The sequence below is a fragment of the Azospirillum oryzae genome (assembly GCF_008364795.1).
Lineage (GTDB): Bacteria > Pseudomonadota > Alphaproteobacteria > Azospirillales > Azospirillaceae > Azospirillum > Azospirillum oryzae.
Genome location: NZ_VTTM01000006.1, coordinates 344,502 through 363,126, shown reverse-complemented (window position 1 = coordinate 363,126; position 18,625 = coordinate 344,502). Strand labels below are relative to the sequence as shown.

General features: G+C 68.0%; 17 protein-coding genes. 9 read left to right on the top strand and 8 right to left on the bottom strand.

Annotated elements, in window-relative coordinates; all coding sequences use genetic code 11:
• Nucleotides 1–182 precede the first annotated feature (182 nt).
• The 6 genes from FZ938_RS18775 (at nt 183) to FZ938_RS18750 (ending at nt 5,833) form a co-directional block, all read left to right on the top strand.
• Nucleotides 183–635 carry a c-type cytochrome gene (locus FZ938_RS18775; protein WP_149199971.1) on the top strand — a complete coding sequence of 151 codons (453 nt, stop codon included), beginning with the start codon at nt 183–185 and terminating at the stop codon, nt 633–635.
• Between the two features lie 13 nt (nt 636–648).
• Complete coding sequence (locus tag FZ938_RS18770; RefSeq protein WP_149199970.1) at nt 649–1,998, top strand: cbb3-type cytochrome c oxidase subunit I; 1,350 nt, start codon at nt 649–651, stop codon at nt 1,996–1,998.
• A complete protein-coding gene (locus FZ938_RS18765; protein WP_149199969.1) occupies nt 1,995–2,792 on the top strand; it encodes a CbbQ/NirQ/NorQ/GpvN family protein in 798 nt (265 codons plus the stop codon). Before FZ938_RS18770 ends, FZ938_RS18765 begins: the two co-directional genes overlap by 4 nt.
• Before the next feature lie 8 nt (nt 2,793–2,800).
• Nucleotides 2,801–4,717 (top strand): nitric oxide reductase activation protein NorD, encoded by a 1,917-nt coding sequence (locus FZ938_RS18760; protein ID WP_149199968.1) that lies wholly within the window; start codon nt 2,801–2,803, stop codon nt 4,715–4,717.
• Nucleotides 4,718–4,740: 23 nt separating this feature from the next.
• On the top strand, nt 4,741–5,415 hold the full coding sequence (locus tag FZ938_RS18755) for a DUF4142 domain-containing protein (protein WP_149199967.1): 675 nt from the start codon (nt 4,741–4,743) through the stop codon (nt 5,413–5,415).
• A 139-nt stretch (nt 5,416–5,554) separates the two neighbouring features.
• A complete protein-coding gene (locus FZ938_RS18750) occupies nt 5,555–5,833 on the top strand; it encodes a DUF6522 family protein (RefSeq protein WP_149199966.1) in 279 nt (92 codons plus the stop codon).
• Nucleotides 5,834–5,966: 133 nt separating this feature from the next.
• On the opposite strand, the gene FZ938_RS18745 is transcribed toward FZ938_RS18750, so the two are convergent.
• Genes FZ938_RS18745 through FZ938_RS18725 form a run of 5 tightly spaced genes read right to left on the bottom strand, consistent with a single transcriptional unit; the run spans nt 5,967 to nt 12,295 of the window.
• A complete protein-coding gene (locus FZ938_RS18745; protein ID WP_149199965.1) occupies nt 5,967–6,932 on the bottom strand; it encodes a phosphatidate cytidylyltransferase in 966 nt (321 codons plus the stop codon).
• Nucleotides 6,933–6,940: 8 nt separating this feature from the next.
• Entirely contained in the window at nt 6,941–7,615 is a 675-nt protein-coding gene (locus tag FZ938_RS18740; protein ID WP_149199964.1) for a lysophospholipid acyltransferase family protein, read from the bottom strand.
• On the bottom strand, nt 7,612–8,301 hold the full coding sequence (locus FZ938_RS18735; RefSeq protein ID WP_149200007.1) for a CDP-alcohol phosphatidyltransferase family protein: 690 nt from the start codon (nt 8,299–8,301) through the stop codon (nt 7,612–7,614). Before FZ938_RS18735 ends, FZ938_RS18740 begins: the two co-directional genes overlap by 4 nt.
• Nucleotides 8,301–11,726: an acyl-[ACP]--phospholipid O-acyltransferase gene (locus tag FZ938_RS18730; protein WP_149199963.1), complete on the bottom strand. Its 3,426-nt coding sequence runs from the start codon at nt 11,724–11,726 to the stop codon at nt 8,301–8,303. The genes FZ938_RS18735 and FZ938_RS18730 overlap by 1 nt, the downstream gene beginning before the upstream one ends.
• Complete coding sequence (locus tag FZ938_RS18725) at nt 11,723–12,295, bottom strand: TetR/AcrR family transcriptional regulator (RefSeq protein WP_174757141.1); 573 nt, start codon at nt 12,293–12,295, stop codon at nt 11,723–11,725. The genes FZ938_RS18730 and FZ938_RS18725 overlap by 4 nt, the downstream gene beginning before the upstream one ends.
• Nucleotides 12,296–12,511: 216 nt before the next feature.
• Between FZ938_RS18725 and FZ938_RS18720 the strand changes: the two genes are divergently transcribed.
• From FZ938_RS18720 to FZ938_RS18710, 3 genes are read left to right on the top strand one after another with little or no spacing between them, the layout of a single operon-like run.
• Nucleotides 12,512–12,925 carry a DUF350 domain-containing protein gene (locus FZ938_RS18720; RefSeq protein ID WP_149199961.1) on the top strand — a complete coding sequence of 138 codons (414 nt, stop codon included), beginning with the start codon at nt 12,512–12,514 and terminating at the stop codon, nt 12,923–12,925.
• 18 nt (nt 12,926–12,943) lie between these two features.
• Nucleotides 12,944–13,540, top strand: a complete 597-nt coding sequence (locus tag FZ938_RS18715; protein ID WP_246457370.1) for a DUF1190 domain-containing protein — start codon at nt 12,944–12,946, stop codon at nt 13,538–13,540.
• Nucleotides 13,541–13,544: 4 nt separating this feature from the next.
• A complete protein-coding gene (locus FZ938_RS18710; protein ID WP_149199959.1) occupies nt 13,545–14,753 on the top strand; it encodes a glutathionylspermidine synthase family protein in 1,209 nt (402 codons plus the stop codon).
• Nucleotides 14,754–14,765: 12 nt separating this feature from the next.
• Here FZ938_RS18710 and FZ938_RS18705 read toward each other — a convergent pair whose 3' ends face one another.
• Genes FZ938_RS18705 through FZ938_RS18695 form a run of 3 tightly spaced genes read right to left on the bottom strand, consistent with a single transcriptional unit; the run spans nt 14,766 to nt 18,595 of the window.
• Entirely contained in the window at nt 14,766–15,518 is a 753-nt protein-coding gene (locus FZ938_RS18705; RefSeq protein ID WP_149199958.1) for an isochorismatase family protein, read from the bottom strand.
• 17 nt (nt 15,519–15,535) lie between these two features.
• A complete protein-coding gene (locus FZ938_RS18700; RefSeq protein WP_149199957.1) occupies nt 15,536–16,852 on the bottom strand; it encodes a nicotinate phosphoribosyltransferase in 1,317 nt (438 codons plus the stop codon).
• Between the two features lie 30 nt (nt 16,853–16,882).
• Nucleotides 16,883–18,595: an NAD+ synthase gene (locus FZ938_RS18695; protein ID WP_149199956.1), complete on the bottom strand. Its 1,713-nt coding sequence runs from the start codon at nt 18,593–18,595 to the stop codon at nt 16,883–16,885.
• Nucleotides 18,596–18,625: the final 30 nt, after the last annotated feature.

Genomic DNA, 18,625 nt, shown 5'->3' with positions numbered 1-18,625 from the left:
CTGGCAGGTGTCGACACAGAGAAGTCAGCTCAACGGAGGGAGACGCCAAAAATGGAACCAAAGTGCTTAATCCATTCAATCTTCGGTGCCAACCCTATGCCACCCGTCCGTGAGCACGGTCGAGTTGTAGGGTCGACGCAGCACCTTCAACCCGAGACAGCGCATGCTGAAGGAGGGTGACGATGGCTGAACGCCTGACCAAATCGGCCACGCGAAACATCTTCTACGGCGGCTCCGCATTCTTCTTTGTGGTATTCGTCCTTCTGACCGCCCACACCCACTATTACATGCGTACTGTCAGCACCGACGAATCAACGCTGAGTGAGAGCGTGATTCGCGGCAAACATGTGTGGGAAAGGAATTCCTGCATCAATTGCCACACGCTGCTGGGGGAAGGTGCCTATTTCGCGCCGGAACTCGGCAATGTCTGGATCCGCTATGGCGGACGCGACGATCCGCAGGGCGCCCGCGACGCGCTGAAGGCGTGGATGCAGTCGCAGCCGAGCGGCGTCGAAGGGCGCCGCCAGATGCCGCAATTCAACCTCACCGACCAGGAACTCGACGATCTGGTCGATTTCCTGGAATGGACCAGCCGCGTCAAGACCCAGGGCTGGCCACCGAACAACGCGGGCTGAGGGGGGCCATCGGATGAGATTCGCCACGCAACGCATCGCCTACTGGTACTTTGTCTGCGCCATGGCGCTGTTCGGCGTCCAGATCCTGTTCGGGGCCCTGGCCGGAACCGTCTATGTGATCCCGAACTTCCTGTCGGAGATCCTGCCGTTCAACATCCTGCGCATGATCCACACCAATGCGCTGATCGTCTGGCTGCTGCTGGGCTTCTTCGGCGCCGCCTATTACCTGATCCCGGAAGAGGCGGAGCGCGACATCGAAAGCCCGATGCTGGCCTATGCGCAGCTGGTGATTCTGATGGTCGGCGCGCTGGGGGCGGTCGGCAGCTACATGCTGGGCATCCATGGCGGGCGCGAGTTCCTGGAACAGCCGCTGTGGGTCAAGATCGGCATCGTCGTGGCGGCGCTGATCTTCCTCTACAACGTCTCGCTGACGGTCCTGCGCGGGCGGCGCACGGCTGTCACCAACGTCCTGCTGCTCGGACTCTGGGGCCTGGCGATCTTCTTCCTGTTCGCCTTCTACAATCCCAGCAACATCGCGGTGGACAAGCTGTACTGGTGGTACGTCGTCCATCTGTGGGTCGAGGGTGTGTGGGAGCTGATCATGGCCTCCATCCTCGCCTTCCTGGTCATCAAGATGACCGGCGTCGACCGCGAGGTGGTGGAGAAATGGCTCTACGCCATCGTCGGACTTGCCCTGTTCTCCGGACTGCTCGGCACCGGGCACCATTATTACTGGATCGGCGCGCCCGGCTATTGGCAGTGGATCGGCTCCGTCTTCTCGACGCTGGAGGTCGCACCCTTCTTCGCCATGGTGCTGTTCGCCTTCTCCATGGCCTGGAAGGGCCGGCGCGACCATCCGAACAAGGCGGCCTTCCTGTGGACGCTGGGCACGCCGGTAATGGCCTTCTTCGGCGGCGGTGTCTGGGGCTTCCTGCACACCCTGTCCTTCGTCAACTACTACAGCCACGGCACCCAGGTCACCGCGGCACACGGGCATCTCGCCTTCTTCGGCGCCTACGTGATGCTGAACCTGTCGATGATCTCCTATGCGATGCCCAACCTGCGCAATCGTGCGCCCTACAACCAGGTGCTCAACATGTGGAGCTTCTGGATCATGACCTCGGCGATGGCGTTCATGACCTTCACCCTGACCTTCGCCGGGGTCGTCCAGGTCCATCTTCAGCGCGTCATGGGCATGACCTATATGGAGGTGCAGGATCAGCTTGCGCTGTTCTACTGGATGCGGCTCGGCTCCGGCATCGTCGTGGCGTTGTCGGTGCTGCTCTTCCTCTACGCGATGTTCGGCCCGGCCCGCGAGCAGATCCCGCAGCGGTCGCGGCCCTCCGTGGCGCCGGCCGAATGACGACCGGGCCGGACGGCATGGCAGTCCCCTTCTACGCGGCGACCGGCAACGAGGTGGCGCTGTTCGAGCATGCCCATCGCAACCGGTTGCCGGTGCTGCTGAAGGGGCCGACCGGCTGCGGCAAGACGCGCTTCGTCGCCCACATGGCGGCGCGGCTGGGCCGGCCGCTCCACACCGTATCCTGCCACGACGACCTGACCGCCGCCGACCTGACCGGCCGCTACCTGCTGAAGGGCGGCGACACCGTCTGGGCCGACGGCCCGCTGACCCGTGCCGTGCGGGAGGGCGCCGTTTGCTATCTCGACGAAGTGGTGGAGGCACGCAAGGACGTCACCGTCGTGCTGCACCCGCTGACCGACGACCGCCGCATCCTGCCGCTGGAGCGCACCGGCGAAACGCTGGAAGCACCGCCGGACTTCATGCTGGTGGTTTCCTACAACCCCGGTTACCAGAACATCCTGAAATCCCTGAAGCCCAGCACCCGCCAGCGTTTCGTCGCCATCAGCTTCGACTTCCCGGCACCGGAGGCGGAAACGGCCATCGTCGCACGGGAAAGCGGGCTGGAACACAATCAAGTCGCTCCGCTGGTCCGCCTCGCCAACGCGCTCCGCGCGCTGAAGGGCCAGGATCTGGAGGAGGGTGTTTCGACCCGCCTGCTGATCTATTGCGCCACGCTGATCCGCTCCGGCCTGCCGCGCGGCGACGCGGTTCTGGCCGCCATGGTCGAACCGCTGACCGACGACGACGAGGTGAAGGCGGCCTTGCTGCGGACCGCCGAACTCACGATCGGGTGAGGGACGCCATGGCATCTTTCTGGGAACCGGAGGAATTCGTCGGCGGCCTGTGGCACCGCCTCGTCGGCAACACCGCCTCCTACCGGCACCATCCGGAAGCTGCGGTCCGGCTGGACGACCTGCGCGTCCGCCTCGGCGTGCTGTTCCGCGCGATGGGCGGCCCCGGCGCCGTCCGCCTCGCCGCCGGCACCGCCGAGACCTCCCACCACCGGCTCGGCCTGCGCCAGCGCCTTGGGCTGGACGTCGAAAAGCTCGCCCGCCCGCGCTACGACGGCGTGACGCTTCACCTGCCGGACAGCATCGACCTGTTCGCCGAGCGCTCGCTCAATGCCGGACTCTACGAGTGGCTGGCCGCCTTCTTCGCCCATGCGCCGCCGGCGCTTCCGCTCCCGGACGACCCGCGGCAGGCCGACATTGTCCGCCTGCGCACTGCCCGCTTGGCCACCGGCCGGGCGCTCGAAAGCCTGCCCGGACTGCGCCCGCTGCACGACCGCCTGTGCGCCGCCCTTCGCGCGGCCCGGCCGGCCCGGCGCCTGACCGGGCAGGAGGCCGCGGTGGAGGCGTTGGTCATGGCTCTGCTCGGTGCCGACATCCAGCCCGACCGGACGCTGTGGGTTTTGGCCGCGGACCCGGCGGCGCCGCTCGACGGCATTTGCTCCGCTCCCGATTATCGTCCCTTCCTGCCGGTGCCGCTGTGGGGGGAGGTGTCGGCTCCGCCCGCCGGCAGCGCACCCACCGCCGGAACGGAGGATGAGGCCGGAAGCGGCGAGGATGCCGACGGCAAGCGCCGCAAGGCTTCGCGGCGGAACAGCGACCAGACGCAGCGCGACGATCCTCTGATGCTGAACCGCTTCGAGAAGATCCTCGGCTTGGCCGAGATGGTCAACCTGAACCGCAAGGTCGAGGATGACGACGCGGAGAACGCCCGCAAGGCCGCCGAAGACCTCGACGAGATCGCGCTCGGTCAGCACGAGCGCCGGGCGGCCACCCGCCTCAAGCTCGACCTCGATCTTGCGCCCGCGGATGCCGACCTTGAACCGCTTACCGCCGAGGTCCTGTACCCCGAATGGGATTGGAAACACCGCCGCTACCTGCTGGACCACTGCCGCGTGATCGCCGAACCGGCGGCGCTGGAAGGGGAGGACTGGCGGCCGGAGGATGGCGCGCTGCGCCGCATCCGTCTGGTCCGGCGCCAGTTCGAGGCGATGCGCCCCCGGCGCCAGCGCCTTCCCGCCCAGCCCGACGGCGACGAACTCGACCTGTCCGCCCTGGTCGCGTCGGTCGCCGACCGCCGCGCCGGCGGCTGCGGATCGGACCGGGTGTTCACCGCCGTGCGCAACATCGCCCGTGACCTGTCGGTCTGCGTCCTGGTCGACGTGTCGCTGTCGACCGACAGTTACGTGGAGGACCGCCGCGTGCTCGACGTGGAGAAGGAGGCGCTGCTGGTCCTAACCCACGGGCTGACCGCCTGCGGCGACGAGCACGCCATCCTGACCTTCACCTCGCACCGCCGGCAGCGGGTGGAGGTGCGCACAGTGAAAGATTTCCGACAACCGCTGAACGCCCGCGTCCTGCGCCGTATCCAGGCGCTGCGGCCCGGCCGCTACACCCGCATGGGGGCGGCCCTCCGCCACGCTACCGCCCAGTTGAAGGATCGTCCCCGCACGCACCGCCTGCTGCTGATCCTGACGGACGGCAAGCCCAACGACACCGACCATTACGAAGGCCGCCACGCCGTCGAGGACACCCGGATGGCTGTGCTGGAGGCCCGTCGGGCCGGGCTGAAGCTGTTCGGCGTCACGGTGGACGAGAAGGGGCGCGACTATCTCCCCTTCATCTTCGGCCCCGGCGCCTATGCCATCTTCCCGCATGTGGGCCGCCTGTCCGCGGCGCTGCCCGCCCTTTACCGCCAGTTGACGGGGTGACGGACCCCCGAAGGAGAGCCGCCATGCGCAAGATCGCCGCACTCGCCCTGTTGGGGTTCGCCTTGATGCCGGCCCCGGTCTGGTCGCAAGCCAACCTCCGGCCGGATCCCAATCCACGGGTGCCGCCCCAGCCCGGCCAGTCGCTGCCCTATGAGGACGCCCTGTTCCTCAAGGAAGCCGCCCTCGCCAGTCGGGGGCAGGCCGAATTGGGACGCATTGCCGCAGAGAAGGCGACCGACGATGCGCTGCGCGCACTGGTACAGCGCATCGTGGACACCCAAAGGACGCTCGGAAGCGAGATCGAGCGCCTGGCCTCGTCCCGCAATCTGCCGCCGGCGAGCAAGCTGAAGCAGGAGGAAGCGGACCGTTTCGGCGCCGCCGGAGCCGTCACCAACCCGGCCAACGCGCGGGAGGATCTGTCTGCCAAGGCGGTTCAATCGCTGTCGGAGGCGAGCGGCGAGGCGTTCGGCAAAACCTATGTCGAAGCCCAGCTGCGGCTGCACGACAGGCTGGTCGATCTCTACCAGACCGAGGCGTCGAATTCCCCCGATCGCGAGCTTTCGACCTTCGCCATCACCAGCCTGGTGGCCATCCAGAAGGACCGCGACGCCCTGCACCAGATGGCCGGCCGCTTCGGCCTCGAGACCCATCGCGAGGGGCAGGCCATCCAGTACGGCGATCCTGCCAAAGCCCGTTGATCTCTAAAGCAACGCGATGACCAAGTGTTTTAGGAGGTGAAGACCTGTTGCGGCGGCGGGTTTGCCGAATCGCAAACAGACCCTCTGTCGACGGTGTCATACTGTCCTGTACCTCGTTATCGGCAATCGGGTGACGCACATGACCAGTTCACAGGCAAGGCCGCAGACACTCGTCGGCACGCAAGTCGCAGGAAGGGACCAGGCCGGCAGCTTGGTGTTCGATGCAACATGCGTGGCTCCCCTCCTCGGGCTCAAACCCGAAGTATTCATGGAAGAGTTGAAGAGAGGCATGGTTTACCAAGTGCATGAACTGGGAATGGAAGAGGACAGCGGCAGAACGCGGGTGACATTCCGTTATCGGGCACGGCAATCCGTCTTGATCGTGGATGCTTTGGGGTTTGCGCTTCATGTTGGGTGAGAGTGCCCTCCCTCCACCGAAAATTTTCACCTGGATCAATGGCATATCCGGCTGATTCCCATGGCTGCGCTTGGAACCGGCAACGCCGGCCCCACGAACAGGGCGCGCGGGCGTTGTGGAGCGGGAAGCTTGGTCAGGTGAACCAGTAGCGCGTGAGGTGGAAGAACAGCGGTGCCGAGAACACGATGGAATCGAGGCGGTCGAGGACGCCGCCATGACCCTCGATCATGGTGCCCCAATCCTTGACCCCGAGGTCGCGCTTCATTGCCGACAGGACGAAGCCGCCGAAGAATCCCGCCGTCACGATCGTCAGCGACATCCCCGCCGCCTGGAGCGGCGTGAAGGGCGTGATGACGTGCAGCGCGGTGCCGATGGCAACGGCGGTCAGCCCGCCGCCGATCAGCCCCTCTACCGTCTTGGACGGGCTGATGCCGGGCGACAGCCGGGTCTTGCCCCACAGCTTGCCGAAGACATACTGGAAGACGTCGCTCAGCTGCGCCACCGTCATCAGGTACAGCAGCAGCAGGGCGCTGGGCAGCCGGTAGCCCGGGATGTCGAGCCACAGCAGGGCCGGCGCGTGGCTGGTGCAGTAGACCGCCAGCATCAGTCCCCACTGCGCCTTGGCGGTGCGGGTCAGGAAATCGGTGGCGTCGGCGCCCAACACCGACAGCGACGGCAGCGCCATGAACACGTAGACGGGGATGAAGATCGAGAACAGCCCGTACCAGCCGACCCCAATCAGCCAGTACTGCAGCGGCACGACCACGAAGAAGGACAGGAACAGCCCGGCATGGTCGCCGCGCCGGGTCGGCGTCAGCGTGAGGAACTCGCGCAACGCCAGATAGGAGAGCAGGGTGAACAGGACCAGCGTCACCACGCTGCCCAGCAGCATCGCCGCCGCGAACAGCGCCACCATCACCCACCAGGAACGGATGCGGGCGTTCAGGTTGCGCACGGTGTCGCGCCCGGCCGGTGTCCGCACGCGATAGGCCAGGACGGCGCCGATCAGGGTGGCGACGACCAGCAGGCCCAGGGCGGCGCCCGACAGCCAGAGGAACAGCGGGTCGGTGGTGGTGAAGAAGCTCGTCACTGCGGTCATCACGCTGCTCATTGGGCGGTCCGTTGGCCAGAGGACGGGGAGTTGGACTGGGGATTGGATTGGGATTTGGGCCCGGACAGCGACACCAGCGCATCGCGCGCCCGCTCCAGGAAGGCCGCCTTTTCCTCCCCCGCGACCGGTTCCAGGGGTGCGCCGAAGCGCATGGTGCAGATCAGCGGCACCAGCAGCGGCATACCCTTCGGCATCACGCGGTGCAGGTTCTCGATGAAGACGGGCACCAGTTCGGCATTCGGCACCCGTTGGGAGAGATGATAGAGGCCGCTCTTGAACGGAGCCACGGTGCCGTCGCCACGGGTTCCCTCAGGGAACAGGATCAGCGACTGTCCGCTTTCCAGCACCGCCGCCATGGCGTCCATCACCTCTGCCGTCGCCTTGCCGGTGCGGTCGACCAGCAGCGCGTTCAGGCAACCCACCGCCACCGCGCGGCGCAGGGCCGAGCCGCCCCAATAGTCGAGCGCCGCCACCGGATGCGTGCGTGCCCGCAGCTTCGCCGGCAGGGCCGCCATGACGGCGAGCGTGTCGAGGTGGCTGGTGTGGTTGGCGAAGTAGATGCGCGGGACATCCACGGGAGCGCTGCCTTCCCAGCTCGCGCGGGCGCCGACCAGCAGGCGGGTCAGTCCGAGCAGGCCATGGCGGAGTGCGGGTTGGAAAAGAGGGATCATGACCGGGCCTCCGGTTTATGGGCTTCCAGATGTTGGGCGTTCGGATGCTGGATTTTCAGGCGGCGGGCGATGCCGAGCGTGCGCGTCGCGACGGTCAGCAGGCTGCCGGCCATGATGATCCAGGCCGCCGCGAGCAGGCTGTACCTCGTCCCCCAAAGCGCATGCTCGAGCGCCTGGGCGAGCAGGGCGACGGTGAGAGCCGCCATGCGGCGCTGCTTGGCCATCACGCCACCGAAATCCTGCGCCAGCCCGAGGGCGCCGCCGAAGGTGCGGACATAGGCGGTCATCATGGCGGCGAGCGCCGCCGCCCAGCCGAGCCAGGGCAGGCCGGCGGCGTAGCCCAACGGCACCAGGAAGGCGGTGTCGGCGACGCGGTCGGGGATCTCGTTGTAGAGCGCGCCGACCGGCGATCCCTTGCCGCCCTCCACCGCGACCATGCCGTCGAGCAGGTTGCACACAAGGCGCAGTTGGACGCACAGCGCTGCGCCGATCCAGGCCAGCACACCACCCTGCAGCAGCAGCGCGCCGCCGATTGCCGCCCACACCGCCGACAGCAAAGAGATCTGGTTGGGAGTCACGGGCGTCGTGGTCAGCCACGCCGCCAGCCGTTGCGCCCAGCGGGCCGACCGGGTGGCGATGGGGCGCCGGTCGGCGGCAGCCTTGGCGGCGGTTGCGGAGGTTTCCATCATGCAGGCTCCTTGGCGGCGATGTCGGCGACGAAGCGCGTCACGGCCGGATAGTCGGTCTTGCCGGTGCCCAGCAGCGGGACGGCGTCGATGCGCAGGATGTCGCGCGGAATGGCGATCTCGGGTGCTCCCCTGGTCCTTGCGGCGGCGACCAGCGCGTCGCGAGACAGCGCGCTGCTGGTCGTCGCCAGCACGATCCGCTCGCCGCGCTTGGCGTCGGGCAGGGCGACGGCGGCGTGCGTGGCGTCCGGATCGGCGAGGCTTGCCAGCTCTTCGACGAGGCCGAGCGGGATCATCTCGCCCGCCAACTTGGCGAAGCGCTTGACCCGGCCGACGATGCGGATGAAGCCGTCGGCGTCGATTTCGACGATGTCGCCGGTGTCGTGCCAACCATCGGCCGGCGGCTGGATCACGCCGGGACGGTCGGCGTGCAGGTAACCCTTCATCACGTTCGGCCCGCGCACCCGCAGCCGCCCGCCGGCATCGACGCCGGGCACCGGCACCAGCTCGGTCTCGATGCCGGGCAGGGCCTGCCCGACGCTGCCGGAGCGGAAGCGGGCAGGGGTATTGACGGCGATCACCGGCGCGGTCTCGGTGGTGCCGTAGCCCTCCAGCAGATGGACGCGCAGCCGTTCGGTGTAGACGCGCCGGGTCTCGTCCTGGAGACGCTCCGCCCCGGCGAAGACGAGGCGCAGCGAGCGGTAGTCGTAGGGATCGGCGGACCGCGCCCAGGCGTTCAGGAAGAAGTCGGTACCGAACAGGACGGTGGCGTTGGTCTGGTAGACCAGTTCAGGGATCAGCCGGACATGGCGCGGGTTGGGGTAGAGCACCGTCTTCACGCCGTTCAGGATCGGCAGAAGCATGCCGCCGGTCAGGCCGAAGGAGTGGAAGACGGGCAGGCAGTTGAACACCACGTCCTGCCGGTTGAAGTCCACCACCGACGCCACCTGCGCCATGTTGGCGAGCAGGTTGCCGTGGCTGAGCGCCACGCCCTTGGGCGGTCCCTCCGACCCGGAGGTGAAGAGGATGGCGGCGATGTCGTCGCGGCTTCCCTGCGGCGGCAGCAGCCGCTCCGGGGCGACCAGCGCCGCCAAAGCGCGCAGCTTGTCGCCCAGCCGCAGCCCGCCCTTGACGTCTTCGAGATGGATGATGGCGTGGTCGGCGGCCAGCGTCTCGACCAGGGCGCCGAGGCGGGCCTTTTCGACGAACTGGGCAGAGGTGACGATCCGGCGCACCCCGGCGGCGCGGCAGGCGGCCTTCACCGACTCATGGCCGGCGGTGAAGTTCAGCATGGCGGCCGGCCGGCCATGGGCGGCGAGGCCGAAGAACACCGCTGCCGTCGGCGAGGCGGTCGGCAGCAGCACGCCCACCGGCTCGTTCGCGTCCGTGCCCTTGGTCAGGATGCGGCCAAGCACCAGGGCACGGGCCGCCAGCGCGCGGTAGGACAGGGTGGAGAAGTCGCCGTCCTGGACGGCATCCTCCCGCGCCCCGGTCTTGGCCCGGGCATCGAGCAGGGCCAGCATCAGCGTCTCGGGCCGCGGGCGGGCGGCGAAGACGCTCTCCGTCATCACGCGCGAAAGCCAGGACTTCAGGGCGGCGCGCCGCTTCTTGCCGATTAGACCGCCATTGGGGCCGCCAACCTCGGGCGTCATGACCGGCGGCAGCACGGTGATGGTGATCCGCGGGAACAGGCCTAGCCGCAGCCGGCCATGCATGCGCGACAGGATCGAACGCTGGGCGCCCTCGATGCAGACCGGCACCACCGGGCAGCGCGCCTTGTCGGCAAGCATGCCGGGGCCGCCGTTGATCTTCATCAGCGACCCGGTGACGGTGATCCGCCCCTCCGGAAAGACGCAGACCTTGTCGCCGTCGGCGAGTGCGCGGGCCAGGATTCGGGTGCCGAGCGGGTTGGTCGGGTCGATGGTCACATGGTCGGCGATCGCCAGGAACGGCTTGACCAGTGCCAGCTTGGCGATGTGGGTATCGACCGCGAAGCGCATGCCCGGCAGGAAGGCGGCGAGCAGCGCGCCGTCCAGGAAGGACTGGTGGTTCGGCGTCACGACGGCGGCACCGTCGAGACCGGCCAGATGCTCCGCCCCGCGTACCTCGACACGGAAGGCCAGTCGGAACAGGCCGCGGAAGACGGCGCGCATCAGCGCCTGGGCATCGACGGCGAGCGCCATCACCACCGCGACCAGCATGCTGGCACCGCCCACGGAGGCGACCGCCAGCGGCGAGAAGCCCAGCGCCAGCATCGCGGCGGCAGCGGCCGAGCCGGCCACCATGTAGAGCGCGTTGACCACATTGGCGGTAGCGATGACGCGGGCGCGGGTTCCCGCCGCCGCCCGGTACTGGATCAGCGCATAGAGCGGAACGGCGAAGGCCCCGCCGGCGGCGGCGATGACGAACAGATCGGCCAGCAGCGGCAGCGCCCAGGGCTGGGCCAGCAGGGCCAGCGGCGAGAGCGGCTCCGCCGCGGGGACTGCCGGCGTCAGCAGGGGCAGGGCGGCACCCGCCAGGGCGGCGACCAGACCGGCCAGCGCGGCGCGGCCGGCGTCGGCGGTGGACGGCGTGCGGTGGCTGAGGCCGGCAAACATCGATCCGGCCGCCACGCCGACGGCGAACACCGCCAGCAGCAGGGTGGCGCCGCCGCTGTCGGTGCCCAGCGTCTCGCGGGCGATGGACGGGAATTGCGCCATCACCACCGCGCCGACGCCCCAGAACACCGAGATGCCGTGGATCGCCCGCATCGACGCCCTGTCGCCGGCGACCGAGCGCAGCACCCGCACCGTCACCGACAGCGGATTCAGCCCGACGCGCACCGCCGGGTCGGCGTTGCCGGCGCGCGGGATGAACAGCGACGCGGCCAGACCCAGCACGGCGGAAGCGCCGAGCAGCCCCGGCACCGCCCAGGGATGGAGCAGGGCCAGCGAGCCGCCGGCGATGGTGCCCAACAGGATGGCGACGAAGGTTCCGGCTTCGACCAGACCGTTGGCGGCGGTCAGCTCGGACGGGGCGAGCAGGTCGGGCAGCAGGCCGTATTTGACCGGCCCGAACATCGTCGAATGGGCGCCCATGCCGACCAGCGCGATGATCAGGACGGGCAGATCGGCGGCGACGATGCCCCAGGACGCCACGGCCATCAGGCCGATCTCCGCCAGCTTGACGGCGCGGGCGATCAGCGTGCGGTCGTAGCGGTCGGCCAGCTGGCCGGCGGTGGCGGACAGCAGCAGGAAGGGCAGGGTGAAGGCGCCCGCCGCCAGCGTCGAGACCATCGCCCCGCTCAGGGCGCCATTCCCGGACACGCCGTACACCGCCAGCACGGCGATGGCGCCGCGCAGCACATTGTCGCCGAAAGCGCCGAGGAACTGGGCGAGGAACAGCGGCAGGAAGCGCCGCGAAGCGAGAAGGGCGGAAGCGTTCATTGCCCGGCTCCGGTTCTGGAAATCCCGTTGAGGATCGCGTCGGCGATTGGGCCGGCGAGGGTGGCGAGCGGCGCCTTCTGCCGGCCGTAGACCTGCGACTGCACGTTCAGCACGATGGCGCCGATGACGATGTGGGACAGTGCGTCGCGGTCGGCCGGAACGATGCTGCCCTCGGCGATCCCGTCGGCGACGATGCCGCAGATCACGTCGACCGGCGTCTCCTGGCCCTGTGGCACCAGGGGCAGCGATTCATGCTGCGACAGCAGAAGGAAGCGGGTGCGGTCGGGCGCCGCCTCCGCCAGATGGAAGGCATGGTGGATGACCCGCCGCAGCCGCTCCGGCGCCGGGCCGTGGCCGGCCGCGTCGCGCAGGCTCTGCGACATGGCCGTGTATTCCGCCGCGAACAGGTCGGCCGCCAGTTCCTCCTTGCTCGGCCAGTGGCGGTAGAGCGCCCCCTCCGACACCCCGGCGGCGCGGGCGATGTCGCGGACCGTCGTCGCCTTCACCCCTTTCTGGGCGAACAGCGCGATGGCGGCATCGCGGACCTTGTGGCGAACGTCGGTGGACATGACGCCTCCATGTGAATGAATGTTCACTCACAAGGTGACGAGGCCATTTCATGTGCGCAACGGCGAAAAAGGATAGGTCTCTGGCTCCGCGCCGCTGCCCGGAGGTTTACCACTTATGATCCGGCTTGGTTCGACCGCTGCCGGCCCGTCCGGCCTTGTCGGACGTCTGCAAACGATGCAACGCTGTGGGGTGGTGATGCAACGTTGGATGAAGGTATGACCTCGGTTCTCCAGTCTCTGACAACCCTGCCGTCATATCTGCTCTTCGCCTTGGTGATGCTGGGGTTCCTGCTACTGTTCATCCTGGCCTACACCGCCGTCACCCCCTATCGCGACCTGGCCCTGGTCCGTCAGGGGAACACGACCGCGGCCCTCACCCTGGGCGGCGCCATGATCGGCTTCGCCCTGCCTTTGACGAGTGTCGCATCCCACACCAGCAGCATCGTCGATCTCGCGGTGTGGGGAATGATCGCGCTGGTGTCGCAACTCCTGGCCTACGTCATCGGCTCGCGCGTGCTGTTGCCGGAATTCCGTGCCGGTGTCGAAGCCGACCGCACCGCTTACGGCATCCTGCTCGCCAGCTTCTCCATAGCGGTCGGGCTGTTGAACTATGGCTCGCTGACTTATTGATTGAAGGACGGTTTCCCAATGAAGCGCTCGCGCACCGTGGCGGCCCTGCTGCTGGGCGGCATCAGCCCGATCCTGGTCGCCTGCGGCGAGGACGGCCCTGAAGAGGCGACCGTCTATCCCTCCGTCGAAGCCTGCACCGCCGAGATGCCGGCGGGCGACTGTGCCGCGGCCTTCGCCGCTGCGCGTGACGAGCATCGGGCGGGCGCCCCCCGCTTCGCCAGCCGGGAGGCCTGCGAGGCGGAGATGGGCGACGGCGCCTGCACGCCGGCTAATGAGGGGGCGAACGAAGGCGGGGGAAGCAGCGTGGGGAACGTCTTCGTTCCGGCCCTGGTCGGCTTCATGATCGGCCGCAGCCTGACAGGTGGCTACGCCCAGCCGGTCTATTTCGACCGCCAGGGCTATGCCCGCAGCGGCAACACCCGGATCGCCGAGACGCCGCTGCCGCCGCAGCGCCGGGACGAGATTCGGCAGGGCAGCGGCGGTGCGGCCTCCAGTTCCGGTTCCTATTACCGGCCGGGCTCGGGCAATGCCGGCAAGTCCTTCACGGTTACCACGACCGGGCGCAGCGCCGGCTTCGGCTCGACCGGATCGTCGCGCGGCTTTTCGGGGAGCTGAGGCCATGGAGCGCGTGCCGACGGCGCCCCGCCCGCAGTGGCAGGCCAAGCTCGACGAGATCGGCTTTCCGTTTCATACCGATGCCGACGGCACGGCCTATTGGGACGAAAGCGCCCATTGGCGCTTCTCTCTCGCCGAAATCGAGACGCTGGAGGCTGCCGCCGAGGAGGTCTACCGGCTGTGCGAGCAGGCGGTCGGCCATGTCGTGACACGGGGCCTGTACGAAGCGGTCGGACTTCCCCGCTGGGCCGCCCCGGCCATCGAGGCGAGTTGGGCGGAGCGTGAGGGGCGGGATATGGCGCTCTACGCCCGCTTCGATTTCGCGTGGGACGGCAAGGGCGGGCCGCCGAAGGCGCTGGAGCTGAACGCCGAGACGCCGACCTCGCTCTACGAGACCGCCGTCGCTCAATGGTGCTGGCTTCAGAATGCCTATCCGGAAGCCGATCAGTTCAACAGCCTGGAGGAGGCTCTGGTCGGGCGCTGGCAGGCGCGGATGCGGGCTTTTCCAGCACTGGAATCGCAGGCGGAGGCGGTTCATTTCGCCTGCCTGATGCCGCATCCGGAGGACGAGGCGACCATCGCCTATCTCCAGACCCTGGCCTTGCGCGCCGGCATGACCACCAAGGCGATGCCGATCCAGGCGATCCGCTACGACGACGCCTCCGGTTGTTTTCTCGACGATGCCGGTCTGCCGATCCGGCACCTCATGAAGCTGTATCCCTGGGACTGGATGATCCGCGAGGAGACCGGCCGCGAACTGGTGGCTGCCGCCGCTCAAGGGCGGATCCGGATGATCGAGCCGGCCTGGAAGATGGTGATGGCATCGAAGGGGCTGTTCGCCCTGCTGTGGGAGCTGAATCCCGGCCATCCCAACCTGTTGCAGACGGCGCTCGACCGCAGCGGCTTTCCAGCCGGCAGCATTGTGGTGGCGAAGCCGCTGCTCGGCCGCGAGGGCAGCAATGTCAGCATCGCCACCCTCGACGCCGCCGGCTTCCCGGTCGGCCAGCCGATCGCCCAGACCGAGGGACCCTATGTCGACGACGGCTGGGTCTACCAAGCCTACACGCCGCTGGCGGAGTCCGACGGCAACCATGCCGTCTTCGGCGTCTGGATGGCCGGCGACACGGCATGCGGCCTGGGGATCCGTGAAGACCGCACGCTCATCACCGGCAACACCAGCCGCTTCGTCCCGCACATGATCGCGTCGGCCTGACGACGCAGGCGGTCACGGGGTCTGCATGAGCAGATCGTCGGCGATCACCGCGCCGCTCGCCTGCATCAGGTACAGCCCGATGTGGTGGGCGACCCTCTGCGGGTGGGCCGCGGTGTCGGGCAGGCCGAGGCCGCGCGCGGTGTCCAGCGGCAGGTCGTAGGTGGCACATCCCGGCTCATACACCACGATCTCGCGCAGCGGCCCGGTCATGCCGTGGTTGCGTGCCGACAGCAGGGCCTGCACCGCCTGAAGGACGCAGATGTCGGTGCAGATGCCGTCCACCACCAGCGTCTCGATGCCGTTGGCGGCGATCCAGTCGAACAGCCGGTTCCGGCCGGTCGCGAGGTCGGTCGTCCCGACGACGCCGTTGATGCAGTCCTTTCGCATCAGCGTGACACTGGGGGCGCCGTCCAGCCAGGACAGCTCCTCGACCAGATTCTCCTCGCCAGTGCCGGCCTCGCAGTGGGGCGGATAGGGGTACTCGGGCTTGCCCGGCTCATGGGTGTCGAGGAACACCGCGATGGGATAGCCGGCCTCGATGAACAGCCGGTCGGTGCGGTCAATCTCGGCGATCATGCGGCTGATCTGGGCGTTGGCCGCTGGCGGCGCCAGATTGCCGCCACCGATGGCGGCGAACCCCTTCACCGGATCGACGTCGAGCTTTCCAACCCGCTTGCCGGCCAACGGGACGGCGGTCCTGCGCACCGGCAGGGCGGCGGCGACGGCCTCCAGCGCGGCGGCCGGGCTGATGATGGTCTCGGTCATGATGCGTCTCCTCCGGTTCAGACCAGCACCGGGACGTTGGCGACGCCCTCGGTGCCGAAGATGGCACGGTAGCGGGCGACTTCGGAGGCCGGTCCGGTGGCCTTCTCGTAATTGTCGCTGAGCTTCACCGCCCCCTTCCAGGCGCCGTCGACCTCGACCGCCGTCACCTTGCAGACGAGACTCAGCGGATCGAGCCCCTGTCCGTTGCGCGGGTGGCAGTTCCGGAAATCCGAGGTCAGCAGGGTGCCCCAGCCGTAGCCATCGCGAATGCGGCCAGCGAAAGTCCGGTGGAGCCGCAGGATGTCCTCGACGTCCAGCCCGTCGCTGAACAGCACGCGCTTTTCGTGGGGATCACGGCCGTGGCGCTGCAGCCAGCCGATATACTCTTCGCCCGCCGTCACCGGGTCCTTGCTGTCGACCCGCATGCCGGTCCAGTCCGCCACCCACTCCGGCGCGTTCCGCAGGAACTGCGTCGATCCGAAGGTATCCGGCAGGAATACCAGCATCGCGCCGCCATAGGTCTCCTGCCACAGCCGAAGCACGTCGTACTGCGCCACCCGCAAATCGTCATCGGTCCGGGCCAGCGCCGCGACCGTTGTCGGCAGCTCGTGCGCGTTGGTGCCGATGGCTTCCAGGTCGTGCTTCATGGCGAGATGGGTGTTGGAGGTGCCGATGAAGCGCGGGCCGAGTTCGGCCGCCATCGTTTCCACCACATATTCCTGCCAGAGGAAGCTGTGGCGCCGCCGCGTGCCGAAATCGGAGAGGCTGAGATCCTCCAATGGGCGCAGCCGTTCGATCTTGTCCCACAGACGGACCTTGGCGCGGGCGTAGAGAATGTCGAGTTCGGTCTCGGTCATGCTGGCGAGCGCGGCGCGCGTCTTCAGTTCGTTGATGACGCTGAGGGCGTAGATCTCCCACATCGTCGTCATCGCCCACGACCCTTCGAAATCCAGGCGCCACTGGCCGTCCTCCTCCGACAGCCGGTAGTCGGGCAGGGCGAAGTCGTCGGCGAGCCAAGCGACGAACTCGGGACGGAAAATCCCGCGCTGACCGTAGAAGGTGTTGCCTTGCAGCCAGATCGCCTCGGACCGCTTCAGGCGCAGCGAGCGCACATTGTCGAGCTGGCGGCGCAGTTCGGCCTCGTCGATGATCCGGGCCAGCTTCACCGAGCGGGTGCGGTTGATCAGGCTGAAGCGGACCTTCACGTCGCGGAAATGCCGCCAGATGAACTGCAGCATCGCCAGCTTGTACCAGTCGGTGTCCAGCAGGGAGCGGACGATGAAGTCGGTGGCGAAATTGTGGTTGTGGGCGCGGCCGCTGAAATTGACGAGCATGGCTGAAACCTCCTGTTCTCGCTGACCGGGTCACAGCCCGTAGTGATTGGTGACCGGCAGACGCCAGCCCGGCCCGTAGGTCCGTTCGGTGACGACCACACCCGGAGGGCTCTGGTCGCGCTTGTACTGCGCACGCGCCGTCATCCGGCCGATGCGCTCGGCATAGGCGACGGAAATCGGCTGTCCCACCGCAGCGCTCGCCAGTTCGGCGGCGCGATCGGCGCCATTCAGTCCCTCGACCATGGTCGCCAGCACCGCGTCCAGATGCTCATAGGCGCCCAGGGCCTGTTCGTCCGTCTGCCCCGCGCGCAGTTCGGCGCTCGGCGGCCTGACGATGATGCGGCCGGGCATCACGGCACCTCGCGGACCGAGCAGGCCGGACGGGATGTGCGCGTTGCGCCAGCGCGCCAGACGGAAGACGACCGTCTTGTAGACGTCTTTCAGCACCGAATAGCCGCCGCACATGTCACCGTAGAGGGTCGCATAGCCCACACTCATCTCGCTCTTGTTGCCGGTGCTCAGCACCATCAGCCCAAGCCGGTTGGACAGGGCCATCAGGGTCATTCCGCGCGCCCTCGCCTGGACATTCTCGAAGGTCGTGTCGTCCGCCGGCACCGGCCGGCCGGCAAAGACCGGAGCGAGCATGCCGTCGAAGGCGTTCATCGCCGGCGCGATCGGCACGGTCAGCAGGCGGGTGCCGAGCAGAGCCGCGGCCCGTTCGGCATCCTCCATGCTCTCCGCCGAGGTGTAGGGCGACGGCATGCGCACCAGCAGCACGCGGTCGGCGCCCAGCGCGTCCACCGCGACGGCGGCCGACAGGGCGCTGTCGATGCCGCCCGACATACCGAGCACCACGCCGGGAAAACCGTTCTTGTTCACGTAGTCGCGCAAGCCCAGCACCAGGGCCCGGTACATCGCCTCGGTCTCGTCGGGATAGCCGTTCGGCAGCATGCCGAGGACGTCGCCGCGACGCAGATTCACGCCTCCGTCCTCGCCGCGTTCCAGCGTGATGTCGAAGTCGCATTCCCGAAAGCCGGCCTGGGCGAGCACCAGCCCGGCGCGGTCCATCGCATAGCTGCCTCCGTCGAACACCAAGCTGTCCTGCCCGCCGACCTGATTGACGTAGAGGACCGGCAAACCGCTGGCCTTGACCGTGCGGCGGCCGATGGCGAGCCGGACCGCCTGCTTTCCGTTCCTGAAATGCGAGCCGTTCGGCACGATCAGCACCTCGGCACCCTCGGCCGCCAGGGCCTGGGCGACCTTGCCGTGCCAGAAATCCTCGCAGATGGCGATGCCCAGGCGGAAGCCCCGGAAATCGACGGGTGAGGGCACCGGGCCGGGGGCGAAGACCCGCTTCTCGTCATAGACCTCGTCGTTTGGAAGCGTGTGCTTGAGCACGACCTTCATCGATCCGTCGGTCTCAATGAGGAAGGCTGCATTGTAGGGCAGTGAGGCGCCGTCGAGCGGGCCGCCGACCAGCACTGCGGGTCCGCCGTCGCCCCGCATCTCACCGGCCAGCGCATCGAGCGCCGTGCGGAAATCGCGCCGGAAGCCCGGACGCAGCACGAGATCCTGAAGCGGATAGCCGGTGCCGAAACACTCGCTGAACACCAGCAAATCGGCCTTGCCGCGATACCGCTCGCGGTGGCGGCGGACGATGTCGAAATTACTTTGAAGCGCGCCGACCGTGGGGTTGGCCTGGATGCAGACGATGCGCAGAGTGCGGGACGAAGTGCTGAACATGGCAAAGCTCCTTTGCCGAATGCCGCCGGT